This is a genomic window from Acinetobacter sp. YH01005 (assembly GCF_013420465.1).
Classification (GTDB): domain Bacteria; phylum Pseudomonadota; class Gammaproteobacteria; order Pseudomonadales; family Moraxellaceae; genus Acinetobacter; species Acinetobacter amyesii.
The window spans coordinates 160,021-175,631 of sequence record NZ_VOYA01000003.1 but is presented as its reverse complement, the minus strand read 5'-3'; the positions used below and the strand labels follow the sequence as shown (position 1 = coordinate 175,631).

Annotated in this window: 13 protein-coding genes; 4 read left to right on the top strand and 9 right to left on the bottom strand. The window is 38.7% G+C overall.

All coding sequences use genetic code 11. The features are described from left to right. Positions 1-5: 5 nt before the first annotated feature. The 6 genes from FTT72_RS02375 to orn all read right to left on the bottom strand — a co-directional run bounded on the left by FTT72_RS02375 (position 6) and on the right by orn (position 10,202). Entirely contained in the window at positions 6-2,729 is a 2,724-nt protein-coding gene (locus FTT72_RS02375; RefSeq protein WP_180177792.1) for a T6SS effector BTH_I2691 family protein, read from the bottom strand. Beyond that, positions 2,722-3,621, bottom strand: coding sequence for a hypothetical protein (locus tag FTT72_RS02370; RefSeq protein WP_180177791.1), 900 nt, complete (start codon positions 3,619-3,621; stop codon positions 2,722-2,724). The genes FTT72_RS02375 and FTT72_RS02370 overlap by 8 nt, the downstream gene beginning before the upstream one ends. Then, complete coding sequence (locus tag FTT72_RS02365; RefSeq protein ID WP_180177790.1) at positions 3,622-6,237, bottom strand: type VI secretion system Vgr family protein; 2,616 nt, start codon at positions 6,235-6,237, stop codon at positions 3,622-3,624. 236 nt (positions 6,238-6,473) lie between these two features. Continuing rightward, a complete protein-coding gene (locus tag FTT72_RS02360; RefSeq protein WP_180177789.1) occupies positions 6,474-8,288 on the bottom strand; it encodes a tetratricopeptide repeat protein in 1,815 nt (604 codons plus the stop codon). Positions 8,289-8,403: 115 nt separating this feature from the next. Next, entirely contained in the window at positions 8,404-9,174 is a 771-nt protein-coding gene (locus FTT72_RS02355) for a ThiF family adenylyltransferase (protein WP_180004537.1), read from the bottom strand. A 470-nt stretch (positions 9,175-9,644) separates the two neighbouring features. Then, the gene (gene orn / locus FTT72_RS02350; protein WP_067763591.1) at positions 9,645-10,202 is read right to left on the bottom strand and encodes an oligoribonuclease; all 558 of its coding nucleotides are present in this window, start codon (positions 10,200-10,202) and stop codon (positions 9,645-9,647) included. A gap of 125 nt (positions 10,203-10,327) precedes the next feature. Between orn and rsgA the strand changes: the two genes are divergently transcribed. The 4 genes from rsgA to secB all read left to right on the top strand — a co-directional run bounded on the left by rsgA (position 10,328) and on the right by secB (position 12,658). Next, complete coding sequence (gene rsgA, locus FTT72_RS02345) at positions 10,328-11,386, top strand: ribosome small subunit-dependent GTPase A (protein WP_180004539.1); 1,059 nt, start codon at positions 10,328-10,330, stop codon at positions 11,384-11,386. A 93-nt stretch (positions 11,387-11,479) separates the two neighbouring features. After that, positions 11,480-11,887 (top strand): rhodanese-like domain-containing protein, encoded by a 408-nt coding sequence (locus FTT72_RS02340; protein ID WP_078189639.1) that lies wholly within the window; start codon positions 11,480-11,482, stop codon positions 11,885-11,887. Positions 11,888-11,907: 20 nt separating this feature from the next. Continuing rightward, the gene (gene grxC, locus FTT72_RS02335) at positions 11,908-12,162 is read left to right on the top strand and encodes a glutaredoxin 3 (protein ID WP_078189640.1); all 255 of its coding nucleotides are present in this window, start codon (positions 11,908-11,910) and stop codon (positions 12,160-12,162) included. 40 nt (positions 12,163-12,202) lie between these two features. Continuing rightward, complete coding sequence (gene secB, locus FTT72_RS02330; RefSeq protein ID WP_078189641.1) at positions 12,203-12,658, top strand: protein-export chaperone SecB; 456 nt, start codon at positions 12,203-12,205, stop codon at positions 12,656-12,658. 163 nt (positions 12,659-12,821) lie between these two features. Here the strand turns inward: secB and FTT72_RS02325 are convergent, their stop codons facing one another. The 3 genes from FTT72_RS02325 to FTT72_RS02315 form a co-directional block, all read right to left on the bottom strand. Further along, positions 12,822-13,628, bottom strand: a complete 807-nt coding sequence (locus tag FTT72_RS02325) for an enoyl-ACP reductase (RefSeq protein WP_078189642.1) — start codon at positions 13,626-13,628, stop codon at positions 12,822-12,824. 151 nt (positions 13,629-13,779) lie between these two features. Continuing rightward, entirely contained in the window at positions 13,780-14,601 is an 822-nt protein-coding gene (locus FTT72_RS02320) for a TatD family hydrolase (protein WP_180010220.1), read from the bottom strand. 8 nt (positions 14,602-14,609) lie between these two features. After that, complete coding sequence (locus FTT72_RS02315; protein ID WP_168378435.1) at positions 14,610-15,566, bottom strand: RsiV family protein; 957 nt, start codon at positions 15,564-15,566, stop codon at positions 14,610-14,612. Between the last annotated feature and the right edge of the window lie 45 nt (positions 15,567-15,611).

Here is a 15,611-nt window from a genome sequence, read left to right as displayed (position 1 = left end):
CATACTTATAAGCTCACAACAGCCTTAGCAAACTCTTGATACTCTTCAGTTGCATCTTTCCAAGGCTTTTCTTTACTATCTGATTTACGAAATGGTGTTTTTTGACACCAATCTTCTAAAGCATCGTCCAAAACCCATTTTTTTAGTGCTATTTCAACAGCAACCAAACTTAATGTTATTACATTTAAACCTGCAATCACACGTGCACTCATTAAAAAAGTCATGACAGCATGTTGTGATAGTTTTGTTGTTACATTTTTAAGTATAGCCGAACCTAAATGCGGAGCTACTGCACTTGCTAAAATCCCAAATTGTCCAATTGTTATTAATAAACTTGCTCCTAATCTAACAATCAATACTAGTTTTAAAGTTTTTGAATCAGTTTGCGATATATTTTTACCATCTACATATAAGCCAATAACGCCCCCCATTGTACCCAATCCACCTGCAAAAATTCGAAACGCGGCGGACTTAACAGACATTCCTTTTGTTTGAAATGACTCTCCTATCGCTTCAAAAACCACTGCAAACAATGCCATAGAAGAACCTGCTAATTGAGCTGAAACTTCAGGCTTATTTTCTGCATCCTTTTTCCATGCATCATGTTGAAAATAAAAATTTAAAACCTCAAAAATTCCAACTATTGCAAAAATTCTATTTTTAGTTGCTGTAGACTTACTTTTTACAACCAACTCCATTTTAGTTTTAATATTCGCAGTCTCTGAAATCGAAAAATTAGGATTATTTGCAAGTAATTGTCTTGCACCTTGTGAAAAATTAAGTGTAAAAAAGAAACTCTGTAACGGTATATATTTAGCTAAATCACCTAGCTTTAGATATAGAAGCCTAGATACATGAAGTTGCATCGCCTGTGATGCGGATACACCTATTTGATTAATTTGAACAGTATTCATTTTTAAATTAGAAAACTGTTGAAATGCTGAATTCAAGATCAAAGACATCCAATAAAATAGTTTATCAAATACTTTGAAATCCCTAGCTTTTAAATAAGCTTTCCCTTCATTTTTACTCAACCATTCATCGAATGCTGCATCAGCCCCAACAAAAGCTGTAAATGATTGCTTAGAATAATCTAGTAATGATTTAGCAGTATCATCACTTGTAAAGATTTGATTATAACTTTGAATTAACTTAGCATTATTAAAACAATATGCTCTTAGAAATAAATTTGAATTATTTACTTTTTTCTCTAACACCCAAGAATTTATTAATTTTTTACCCTTATCCACGAAATTCATACCGTACATTAAATCCATAATAACAGCATGAAAAATAAAACCATTGCTATTGTCTGGTAGTTTTCCACTTTGTAAAACTTCAGAATCATCAAAAGAAAAAAGTCCATTCAATAAGTTTTGTGAGGTTAACCAATTATAATGGTCATCTGTGTACTTTAAAGACAAATCATGACCATTTTTAGATATAGAATCCATTTCCGCTCTAAAGTTAGAAATAGCATTTAGATTAAGCTGCTTAGTACACTTCTGCCATGCGACCTGTCCTTTTTCAATACCAGCTTTATTAATATGCCCTTGCTCACCCTTTTGATTATTTTCTAGGTTATTAGATAGACCTAAATTTTCTTTACGCTTCTGCTCTGTTTCCGCAATTTGCTTTTCAATAATTTTTACTGTATTCCAATCTTTAGCTGCTCTAGCAGCCTCGAGTCGATTTCTCATACTCTGATCAAGTCTACTGTGCGCTTTAACTTGCTCAGAAGTTTGAATCAATTCTTTAGTTTTAACACCTATATAATTATCTTTTACTATTTTTTCTAAATTATCAATAATATTAATGGTTTGTACTTTATGTGCATTCTTAGATTGCCCCATAAATTCATACATCGGTTTAAAAGCTTCTATGTTCCTTATTGTATTTAGCGATGCCGTAATTCCTATTGCATCATATAGTGCAACCGCACAATATTCTTTAGGCTTTAACTTAAACTCCTTATTAATTTCCCCCCATCTTTGCGAACCAAAATTTCCACTCCCATAATAAATTTTATCTAAATTTGAAGCAGATAAACAATGCTCTTGATTTATGGAACCACCTTTCCAAGCATTAATATCAATTTTTTGCCAATATCCTCTTCCAACATATGCATCAGCATTTTTCTGAAAATCCGTTCTTTTTTTTGCTGTTAAAGGAGCATGAGTATAAATAATATAAACAGTACTTACATCCTTAGGTGTGATTTCAGGTACTGTAATCATTGAGGCTTTAAAACCGTGACCAGATTTACTACATGCAAAGGTATTAGCTTCAAGTGGAACCTTCTTCCCAATTGTAAATTCTTGATTATAACCTTTTTTTGAAATATATCCTTTCCACTCATCTTTTCCTTTTCTTTTAAAATACAGGTAAATAAATCCATTATTGATCATTGAAACAGTATATTTTGAACTGTTTAGTTTAATCTTATCACTTACATTTTTACCTAAATTAGCAGGAAGTGAATGTTTTACATATTGTCTAGCAGAATATATTAGTGGCAATATACTAAAGCCAGATTCCCTACAAAAATTTGTACACTCTTTTGGCTTAGATTTATTATTAGTTGATAAAGCTGTAGTAGGTATTAAATGTGAAGTTTTAGTTTTAGTTATACCATCTCTTAAAATTTTATTTTTTTCATTTTCTTTTCTTAAGACTCCAATCACTCCACCAGTATTCTTAGGATCTTTATACTTATCAATATTACCCATGATTATCACCTTCTAAATCATTTTGAACTTTTTCCCACACACTTAAATCAATAAGTTCGATAAATTTTGAAAATTTTATATTTTCATTATATTTCCCAATAATTAAATTATGACGCATAAAATCAGGGTTAACAACACAACAATAATATCCATAAGTAAACAAATCATCATATTCAACCAACAAATATTCCTTTCTCCCATTCTCTAAAAAAATTAAAATTTGTTGTGGCGTAAAATAAAAGCTTTTATGAATCTCCCTATAGATAAGATTAACAATTTCTATATCATCCAACTGCATTGATTGAAATTTATTTATACTATTTAATTTTTTAACTTTTGTAGAGATATTAGGATTTTTAAAATTGTACAAACCAAGAGGATGTATAAAATTCCATTCCGAAAATATACTTAGCAAGGATTCAACCTTACTTAAACCAAGTATTTTTTCTAAGTGAATCATAACCCTAGGATCATACCATCTAAAAATAAAATCACCTTTACTATCATTTAGAACTATGCTTTTTTTAAAGTAGTCTATAAAAGTAGATAGTACTAATTGAGTTGCACCAAAACCATGTACATAATACTCGAAATTTTCCTTATGATAATTCAACTCTAAATATTCAATAAAGTTAAAAGCTATTTCATTAAGTTCATTTAAATTATTTATTTTCAAAAAAAATAAGTCTGATTTTTTTTTACTTAACCCTAGTGGTATGTATTCAATATTATTTACATCTATACTGTCAAAAAAATCATCAAAAATATAATTCTTATATGATGTATCTAAAAGCAATAAGAGATGACCATTCTTGTCAAATATATTTCTAAAAATATTCCTTAAAGAATTATTTGATAAACTATCTGTTTTAATATTAACGCCTAATGTCATTTATAAATAAACCTTCGCAGATCCCAGTTCAGCTGCTTGACCTTGCTTCGCTGAGCAATCTGGTAAATTTAAAGCTGGTGGATTTACTGATGTCGGCGAAGTAAACTTATGCTGTCCCGCTTTCGCCTCAAACTTCCCACCCGTAGTCGGGAATATACCTGATCCATTCAGTTTGATCTGCGACCCACCAGCAGTTAAGTTTATTTCCTTGGGACTGGTGATATAAACCGTATCTTCAGTAGAAACAATTTGAATGCCTTTACGTGCAATCAGATCTAGTCCATCACCTTGTGCCTGAATTTCAACTTTGCCTTTGCCAGCAAATGCACGTAAACCATCTTGCGCTGCAAATAAACTGATTTTTTTGCCTGCATGACCTATTAAAGATTTTTGCGTGGAAATGTTCATACTATCGCCTGCAGTTTGGCTGATCTGACCATTTGCGGAAATATGTACATCTTCATTGGAACTTATCGCAATCGAATTTGGCGCAGCTAATACCATCACTGCCGACTTAAACTCAGCAGCTTTTTGCTGATCATCCTGACTTAACACCTCAATAAAGGCTTGAAGACTCTCCAATACTTCAAGCGGGTCGGTCTGTTGGTTTTTCGCTACATCACTCAGCCCTTTAGCATTATTCAATGCGCTTTCGATTTGAGTATGGGCTTCATGGGTCGCTAAATGCAGCCCACCTGCCTGTGCTTGCTGATGTGTCGACACCAATAAACCTTGTCCAGCTCGTACTGCCCCCCATTGATCGGTCCGCAGCTCAAAACCTTCACCCCGATCTTCACTTTCTGCTTTATCTTTTGGATGACTGAGCTTACCGAGGTTCAGTTGGCTCGCACCATGACTACTTTGCAGCTGGGTACTAATTTGTCCTGTGGTATCATCAAAGCGTAATTGACCAAATCCCTCTCCTGCCACTTCTTTGGAACGAATTCCCGCAAGTTTTTTGGTATCGGGTAATTGTCCTTTATTGTCAAATTTAGTGGGACTACGCTGCGCTTCATGAATACGACCCACGACAAAAGGTCGGTCAATGTTGCCATCAAAGAAATCAACGACGACTATTTCACCAATGCGAGGTAAGAAGCGCGCTCCATAACCTTCACCGGCCCAAGGCGTCAGTACATCAACCCAAGCCGAGTCTGTGTCATTATTATTCGCACCTGCACCGCCATCATGGCCATGATCATCGGAACGGGTAAATAGGAAACGGACTTTTATCCGCCCCCATTCATCAACATGGATTTCTTCACCAGCAGGACCCACAACTTTAGCACGCTGTGGATGTGTTACTGGTCGATGTGTGAGCGGATTAAATTCAGGGACGGTCGTTATATTTCGACGTTGCAAAGCCAAGGTATTGGCTTGGCGTTCATCCGCATCGCTTTGTTTGACTTGCCACTGACTTTGATGGATCAGTTGTGTAACTTGATCGGTTAAGTCTTTGGGTAAATTATTTTGGTTATAAAAAGACTTGGATAAAATCAAAAACTCTTGATCTGCACCACGATGCTGGTCAATCTCTGGATGCTCATCCAATTTGAACCAATAACCAACTTGTGTATCACGCACGGTACTTTTAGCAATAAATTGTTTGGCTTGAGCTGCATAATAATCACTAAAATTTTGATTGAGACGTTCAACTTGAGCACTATTAGAGGCAGTTGCAGCATCTTCACCATTCAGATCTTGCATCCATGCAGGGCTCACATGCCATGCCTGCTCTAAGCTTAAGCTCGCATTATCTTGATTTTGACTATGTAGATGCTTGCTTTGTACTGCACCACCACCCTCGTCCTGTTCAAGCACATCCGCTTGCCACCGCTGCACATGTACCGACGTCGGTTGCAGACTGCGCTGACCGATAAAACTGGTCATACTGTCATTTTTTTCAGTCGCACTACTGCGATGAAAACGGATATTACGTCGCTCCAAAGCTTGATATTGACTATTATCATCAATCAAACGTAGCTTTTGAGCTGCTATGGGTGTCGCAGACGATGTTACAAAAGATTGAGCTTCATCAACCAACCAATGAATGCCTTCACTGCGTAATAAGCGGGTAATAAAATCATAGTCGGTTTCATTACTTTGCATCATGAATGGTCGAACGTCATACTCTTTTTTTAAGCCACTTAAGTCCAAACTTAAGCTCGCTGCAAAAAGTGGGCTCTTTTTTTGCCATTCTTTAAAAATAATCTCGACCACATCTTTGACCGATTTATTCATAAACACACGGCTATTACGACGCTTATACCACAATGCCGTTGCATCTTCTAAGGTCAACTTATATAGCGTTAATGCACCATCACTTTGGCCTTGAAATGCTTCAGTAATGATCCCGGTAATACGAAAAAGTTGCCCCGCATCGGTCACCTGATCAATTGCGACTTGCGTGCCAATAAATTGTTTCAGTTCGAGCGTGGCAGAAGTTGAGAGACAGATGAGCTGAACATTCAAACCTTCACTTAAGGCATGTTCCCCATCAATGCGTTGTAAAAATACCGCCTGATTTAATGTCGAATTTGAAAATTGAATGTGCAAAGCACGTTTTTGTGGACTAATGCCCAATTTTTCAATTGCAGAATATATATTGTTCAGCATCGTTATTATCTAAAATCAGATTTTTATAAAATATGCGGGGTATTTAATCAAAAAAACTCATATTTTTCTAGGCATAAACTGCCTGCTTTGTTGGGTTTTATGTAAGTAAAAATTCAAATTTCCACATCAATTCTTTATGTTATTTTTACTCTATTTATTTCTGCATTAAAAAAATATAGAGACCATCAAACTAAACTTCAGGTCTCTTCATACCACCTTACTGCCTTGCATCACGATTAATTGGCATTTAAAAATGCGTGAATATTCTCCAATTGTTCTTGTGCTTCGACATAGCCTTGCAAGGCCGCTTTTTCCAAATATTGCTGTGCAATTTTAAGATCACGCTCTACGCCCATGCCATGAATATATAAATAGCCCAATCGCGTTAACGCCGCAGCATTCATCCCCTGAGCCGCTTGTGCATAATAGCTATGCGCTTGGGTTAAATCTTGCTGTACACCTAAACCATGTTCTGACATTTCACCAAGCTGGTACAAGGCAGTCACATTTCCTAATCCCGCCGCTTGCGAGAAATACTGCAACGCTTGTTGGAAATCTTGTATTCCCCATTGTCCTTTTAAATTAACTAGACCTAGTTGCGTAAGTGCATCAGGATGGCCTAATTTCGCCGCCTTCAACAATGCTCGCTGGGTTTGAGCTTCATCAAACTGTACATCAGGCAAGATATTTTCCACAGCTAAACGATAGAGATACCAAGCAGCATCCTGCGAACCTTGTTCTGCGGCTTTTTCCAGATAACTCAAACACTGATCACGATGTGCTAATGGATACTCTGGTAATGCATAAAAACGTCCAATCACATAGTTTTGATCAGCGACACAAGTAATGGACATATCATTTAAATGCCTAGCAGCTTCAATTAAAAGTTGCTGTGCTTGCTTGATATTTCGCTCAACACCGACGCCGTGTAGATAGCATAGGGCCAAACCGACTTGGTTAATGAATAATGGTTTGAATTGATACGCTGTTTGATATAACTCAAATGCTTTTTGCGGATCATCACGAACCAAATACTTTTCAAAATACAGCGCTGCAATAAGACTAATTGCATCAGCATCTTTAAGTTGAGCAGCTTCGGTCAGAAAGCGAAAACCTAAAGTTTCCTGCTTCTCCAAGTACCAACCATGAAAATGTGCAATACCTAATAATCGGCTGGCTGCAGCAACTTTGTGCTCTTTGGCCTGCTGCAAAAGATCATGATAAACCCGCTGACGCTGATCGACATCGATCTTACCCATCAACACCGCTTGATAATATTCATACAACTGCTGCTGGTGCCCGAGTAGCAATCCTCGCTTTAAATATTGCAATGACTTTTCATCATTTTGCGCAAGATACTTTCCTTGAGCATAGAACTGCTGCAATTGCTGAATAGCCGCCATATGGTCTTGTTGGGCAGCTTTCAGTAAATATTCCAATCCCAGAGCAATATTTGGCGTGGCTTGTTTTAAATAGAACTGTGCCAATTGATACTGTGAATTGGCATGTCCATTGTCCGCATTTTTTTGCAACAAATCTAAATGTTGCTGCTCGGCATGTGTCTGATCTTCTGGGTTTAGTTCGGCGAGTCGATATTGTGCATCCAAATGACCGCGTGAAATCGCATGTCGATACCAATATTGCGCTTTTTCAATATTGGGCACACCGCCATAGATACCTTCTTCAACTTGCCCCAACACATATGCAGCATCATCACTACCTAAACTATTGGCTTTTTCCAATAAAGCCAGCGCATTTTCCACACTGACTTCTCTGCCTAAGCCTTGTAAATGCATCTGCCCCATAGCGACATAGGCCTGCGGAATTTCATGCTGTTTGGCCAAATTTTGATACAACTCATAGGCACGCGCATAGTCGGTTGGTGCATCAAGCATTAAACGTTCTGCAAATTTCAGCTGTGCATCTAATTGGTCTATCCACAAGTCATGCCCAACCGCTTTAGCCTGATCGCGTTTTACTGGATCGGGTCTTTTCCACATCCAAAACGCAAGTGCTCCCATCCCCAAAATTAGTATCAGTAAAAACCACATACTCGCCCCAAAAAAATCAATATTTTAATTATTCCAACATTGTGTCTGATTTTAATTCTATATACAAAAAAAGCACCGAATTCGGTGCTTTATTTTTTTCAAAATGAGATAGCTGTCATGCTTTTGCTCGTTTTGCATCAAGTTTTTTGAGCACCTCTGACACAGCCACCATCGCAAAGCTGGACGTCACGACTACTGCTGAACCATATCCACCACAACGTAAGCCTGCACTTGGACAAACATCAGCACTGGAAAATGGATTATCAATCGAATAAACACAGGTAATCCCAAACTTTTCTTTCGGCTTTTTACAAATGCCTTTGCCGCGTAATTGTGTGCGCAATTTGGCTAACATCGGGTCTTGCTCTGTTCTTGATAAATCTGCGACTCGGATTTTCAGCGGATCAAGTTTACCCCCTGCTCCACCGGAAACGATCAACGGAATTTTATTAAAACGGCAATGTAGCATTAAGGCAAATTTGGCCTTCACATCATCAATACAATCTAAAATTAGGTCAGGAGCACCTGCCAAAATTTCTTTGACATTTTCGGGTGTGAGATAATCATCAATCAAATTTATTTTGATTCGGGGATTGATCGCACGGCATCGCTCTGCCATGACTTCAATTTTTTCATGTCCCAATGTCGTGCTCATGGCAGGCAATTGTCGATTAATATTCGATGCAGCAACGACATCCATATCGACCAAGGTCAGCTCACCAATACCAGTACGCGCTAAAGCTTCGACCGCCCATGAGCCTACACCACCAATCCCTATCACCATGACATGACTTTTTTCATAATGATGAAAACTTTCATCACTATATATTTTGGCTACGCCAGCAAAACGGCGGTCATATTCATCATCTTGGAGCAGTTCAGTCATAAAAGTACAAAAGCAGGAAACAGAAGCGCCATTCTAACAAAACTCCTTCATTTTGACTGCGGTAATATTTCTATCACACAGATGGCTTGATCCAACAAATGAAAATAAGCACAATAATTTCGATTAAAATTTATACTAAAACTCAAATAATATTGTTATCCGCCTATGTAGGATCGCCATGTTTTTTTCTATTTTATTGTGTCTGAATACCCTACTTATTTTGGCCTACGCCACACTGATCGTGATATATCAAAAGAAAAATTTGAATCTAAGCAATATCATCCGAATTCTATTTCTCACTCTGTTCGCATTGGTGACTTTTGCACACTATGAAAGTGAACAACAATTTATAATTATGTTGTGTTTATGGGTAGTTTTCGAGGCATTAAACCTCAAAAAACTCAATGCAGAAAAGTTGAGAAAGTAGCGCTAAAAAAAGAGGCTTTCGCCTCTTTTTCAATCTTACAACCTTAGTCTTTATTCATAATAAAGAAATATTCACGGTAGTATTTAAGCTCTGCAATGGAGTCACGGATATCATCCATCGCCAAATGCGAGGCATTCTTTTTCAAGCCACCCATGATCTCTGGGCGCCAGCGTTTCGCCAATTCTTTCACTGATGATACATCAAGATTACGGTAGTGGAAGTATTGTTCCATTTCAGGCATTAAACGATGTAAGAAACGACGATCTTGGCAAATTGAGTTACCACACATTGGTGATGATTTTGGATTCACCCATTTTTTCAAAAATTCTAAAGTTTGCTGTTCAGCATCTTGTGCTGTCAATTTACTACGACGTACACGTTCGATTAGGCCTGATTGACCATGTTGGCGAGTATTCCATTCATCCATCGCATTGAGCACACGGTCAGACTGATGTACCGCAAGCACAGGCCCTTCCGCCAGAATATTTAAATTATCATCCGTCACAATTGTTGCAACTTCAATAATCTGGTCGTTATCTGTATCTAGACCTGTCATTTCAAGGTCAATCCAAATCAGGCGTGTATCAGGTGTGCTGCTCATAAATGTGCAATCTTATTAGGCTGTAAAAATGAACATAGTAGCAAATTTATTGGGCTTGCGCTGTAAATAGACCCTGCTTTCATGCTATTTTTGCCATCTAGTTTTCATGGTTTTTTAGGATATGAATGGCTTTAATTCGTAAGCGCCGACTGACTGAACAGCAGCAACGTCGCATTCAGAAGCAACATAAATCTCGTCAGGAAGAAATCGATACTTCTGCAGATTTGGAAGGCTTGGTCGTCCAACATTATGGTCGTCAACTTGAAGTTCAAGCGCTGTCTACACCCGACCAACATCCTGAAAAACCAATTGTGCAAGCAGGTGAACCTGAACCCCATTGGAAACCCATCGAATTAGGCAGTGTTTGGCGCTGCCATACCCGTACCAATCTCGAATTATTGGTGACGGGTGACCGTGTCAAATGGCAAGCTGACCCGATCACAGGTTTAGGGATTATTACCGCGATTCATCCACGCCAATCTTTACTGACACGCCCTGACCGTTATCACAAAGTGAAACCTGTCGCAGCCAATGTCAGCCTGATTGTGATTGTATTTGCACCGCTTCCTGAGCCAGCACCTGGCCTGATTGACCGCTATTTGGTGGCCTGTGCAGATGCTGATATTCCAGCCTTATTGGTCTTAAATAAATCAGACTTACTTAAAGACAACGATCCGATCTTAACGCTATTACAAGAATATCGTGACTTGGGCTATGAGGTCATGCAAACCCAATCCGATGGTGACTTAAGCGCACTTTCTGCTCGACTTTCTGGTGAAACTGTCGCATTTGTAGGTCAGTCTGGGGTTGGTAAAAGTACTTTAATTAATGCCATTGTTCCGGATGCTGCGCAAAAAACCAATATTATTTCGGAAAACTCCGCGCTCGGTCAGCACACCACCACCTCTACGCGCTTAATTGCGTTTGGTGAAGGTTCTGCATTGATTGATTCACCTGGAATCCGTGAATTTGGTTTATGGCACCTAGAATTGGAAAAAGTTCAGCAAGGTTTCCCTGAGATCGAGTCACATTTGGGTTATTGTCAGTTCCGTAACTGTACGCATAAACATGAAAAGCAATGTGCGCTTAGAATGGCGGCTCAAAATGGCGAAATTTTGCCGCGCCGATTAGACAGTTATTTACGTCTGATCGATGAAATCACGGAAGCGCAGCAAAAAAATTAATTTTTATTCTGTTCATGCCCTTGAAGGGGTGATTTTGATCACCATATTTATGGGCTATACTCTTGGCAATTTAAAATTGTAGTTAGGTGAATTGTGGAACGTTGGTTCGAATTTATGGGGAATCACCCCTTCTTATTTGGAACGCTGGCTGTATTGGTCGTGCTGTTCTTTATTCTTGAAGGCCAGCGTAATGGTCGCAAAATTTCACCTCAATCTTTAGGGATTTTAGTTAAAGCTAAAAATGCTCAACTGATTGACTTACGTGATGCGAAAGACTTCCGCGAAGGTCATATTAGCGGTAGCCGTAATATTCCATATAGCCAAATTACAAAACACATTGAAGAGTTAAAAACTTCTGATCGCCCGTTGGTTTTTGTATGTAACCTTGGTCAAGTGGCAGGTTCTGCATTGCAACAAGTCGGTCATGCAGATGCATACCGTTTAGACGGCGGCATTAGCAACTGGAAAGCTCAAGGCTTACCTTTAGTTAAAAGCAAATAAGCGCTTCTTAGGAGATTAACATGGCTGAAGTTACGATTTATTCAACAACTGTATGTCCTTACTGCATTCGTGCAAAACAGCTCCTAGAGCGTAAAGGCGTGGCTTATAAAGAAATTAATTTATCAAATGAAGCGCCTGAAGTACGTGTTGAATTGATGCAACGCACCAACCACCGTACCGTTCCTCAAATTTTTATTAATGATCAGTTTATTGGCGGTTTTGACCAACTTTATGCTTTAGAGCGTGAAGGCAAACTCGACGGCATGCTATCTTAATTTTAAACATAAATCGTCACCTCATATTAAGGAATAAACAATGAGTGAAGAACAACAAGCTCAACCACAATTGGCATTAGAGCGTATTTATACTAAAGATATTTCTTTCGAAGTACCTGGGGCTCAAGTATTTACTAAAGAATGGCAGCCTGAACTAAATATCAACCTTTCTTCTTCTGCAGAAAAAGTTGATCCAACACACTTCGAAGTTTCACTCAAAGTTGTCGTTCAAGCAAACAATGCGGGTGACACTGCATTTATCGTTGACGTTACTCAAGCAGGTATCTTCCTGATCGATAGCGTTGAAGAAGAACGTCTTCCGTACATTCTTGGTGCTTACTGCCCAAATATCTTGTTCCCATTCCTACGTGAAGCAGTGAACGATATGGTGACTAAAGGCAGCTTCCCACAATTATTGCTTACACCAATTAACTTCGATGCTGAATTCGAAGCGAATTTGCAACGTGCGCAAACTGCTGCTGAAGGCCAAGCTTAATCGCTTATCTTTAAATCTAAAAAAGACCGCTTTTAGCGGTCTTTTTTATTGCTTTATTTATCCCCTCTTCTTCTAGGAGATGAGAAATACTGTTTCGCAAGGGTAGAGGATTTTATTCCCTCACCCTAGCCCTCTCCCAAAGGGAGAGGGAACTTAAAGAGAATTACTCAGCATCTGCCATTAGATCAGCGCTCATACCTACAGTATTAAAGCCAGCATCAACATACAGAATTTCACCTGTAATACCATTTGCCCAAGGTGAGCAAAGGAACAATGCTGCATTACCGACATCTTCAATAGTTACATTGCGTTTAAGCGGTGCAACTTTTTCATTTAGATCTAACATTTTACGGAAAGATTTAATCCCTGAAGCCGCTAAGGTACGAATTGGACCTGCTGAAATCGCATTTACACGAATACCTTCAGCACCAAGACTTGTTGCCAAATAACGTACGCCTGCTTCTAGTGACGCTTTTGCCATACCCATAACGTTATAGTTTGGCATTACGCGTTCAGAACCTTGGTAAGTCAGCGTCAATAAGCAACCTTGACGTGCAGCCAATAAAGGTTTTGCCGCACGAGCCATCGCAATAAAGCTATATGCGCTGATGTCGTGAGCAATTTTAAAACCTTCACGGTCGGTAATATCAGTGAAATCGCCATCTAAAGTATGTGCCGGTGCAAAACCAATTGAATGCACAACACCATCTAGACCATCCCAATGTTTAGCAAGTTCAGCAAAAGCGGTATCAATTTCAGCGTCTACTGCGACATCACATGGGAAAACTAAAGTTGAACCAAATTGTTCAGCAAAATCATCTACACGTTTTTTTAATTTTTCATTTGGGTATGTAAAAGCCAGTTCTGCACCTTCGCGATGTAAAGCTTGCGCAATACCAAATGCGATTGATAACTTACTTGCAATACCCGCGATTAAAAAGCGTTTGCCAGCCAATAGTCCTTGTGCCATGTGAAACTCACTCAAAATAATTTAACAGCATAATGCCAAGTCTAAAGCATTTTAGAAATTGCATAATGCGCCTTTTTTTAGAAAACCATCATTGTATAAACAATGTGGAGAAAACCTGATTCAATCAAGCAGCGTCAATATTTGTTGCCGCTTAAGCGTCCAAATGCAATGCTTGTAATGAATTTCTCCATAAGATCTGTGCAATCTCAGATTCAGTACGGTTTAAGCTCTGAGCCAAACCCTGCAAGACATAGGGCAAATTGACCGGCGTATTACGAGTACGCCCTTCCGTCGAATGCTGACAACATAAGGGGGTCATATCGGGACAGTCGGTTTCTAAGACCAAATGTGCCGCCCCTAAAGTCTGAACCACTTGATGTAATTTTTTTGCATTGGGATTGGTGATTTGCCCCGTTACACCAATTTTAAAACCTAGCTTGGTAAATGCCTTCGCTTCTTCAACACCACCACTAAATGCATGTGCGATACCACCGAGCTTAAATTGATGCTTTTTCAACATCGAAAGCACCTCCGCATGGGATTTGCGAATATGCAGCAAAATGGGTTTATCAAACTGCTGTGCTAATTCAAGTTGTGCGGAAAAATACTGCTGCTGCTTTTGAAAAAGTTCGGGCTGTTTATGCTGTTTCAAAAAGGTATCTAAACCTATTTCACCGATAGCGACACAATCATGCTGCTTTAGCAGCTGTTCCACATCGAACAAATGTTCTGTACGATGTTGCTCAATATAAAACGGATGTAAGCCGGGGGCTAAATAGCTTTTGGGAGCATTGGATAAACGAGCTAAAAACTCTTGGGTTTGCAGCAAATCGTGAAAACGTGACTGCACAAAACCAATCAATACCAAAGCATCGACACCCACCTGTTTGGCAGCATGCGCCAACTGTTCCCGATCAACGTCAAAATCAGGAACATCAAAATGCGTATGCGTATCAAACAGTGAGTAAGTCATTGAACTAATTAATTTGCTTTTACGGCTGAGGCTTCAGCAGCTTCAACTACTGGTAGATATTGCTTTTTCAAGATACTTTGCAATTGATCATACGGAATGGTCAAACGTGGTAAACCCGCCACATATGGCCCAATTTCATATTCGGCATATTGCAAAATTAGACCTTGCTGACTTAGATAAAAGTTATCAGACAGTTTAAATTTCCAAATCTGTTCATATTCTTGAACATTGTCCGCCAACTTGGCATCTTTCACCCAAGTTTTAAAGACTTCATAGCCCAGCTTTTCAAGTTTAGTACGTTGATTGGGCAGCAATATGTCATTGAGCTGTACCAATTTTTGAGTGCTTAAATCGAAGTTATAATATTGCTGTGCAGAAGAACCATGCGCCCCACCTAAATATGAGCTGGTATTTAAAACCACTGTTGCCAAGGGTTTTTCAGCATTCAATATTTTAGGTTTAATCATCAAACTGATTTGCTGATTGGCGCTTAAAGATTTCAACTCTTTATCTAAATTTAAAAATGCTTGCATATAAGGCTGCGTGGCTTTTTCCAATTTTAATTTGGGCGTTTCAACCTTTGCCAAAGCAGATTTTGCTTCAGACGCTGCAGGTACTTCACTTGCAGCGGGAGCGTCTTTGCTCAGCGTTTTATCTTCTAAAGGCGAAACAGACAGGATCTCTCCCAACTGTTTTAAAATTTCCGCATCAATAAATTCATCAATAAAGGCTTGATTACTGTTTAAGCGTTCAACTGAAATTTCAGGACAGACCCCGCCATCACATTCAGGTAAATTCAGTTGTAATTTTTCCGCATCACCAATCAGTTTTGCACTCAAATCTGGCTGTTCAGTTTTGGCTTGATCCGGCTTTTTTTCAGGTTCAGCTTGTTGTGGCTGACACGCCGTGAATGCAACAGAAACTGCCAATATTGAGCTTGCCCAAATTTTATTTTTTTGCACCATTGCTTCAACCTTTCATTTCGAATAATTGATATTTATCTCAGTAAA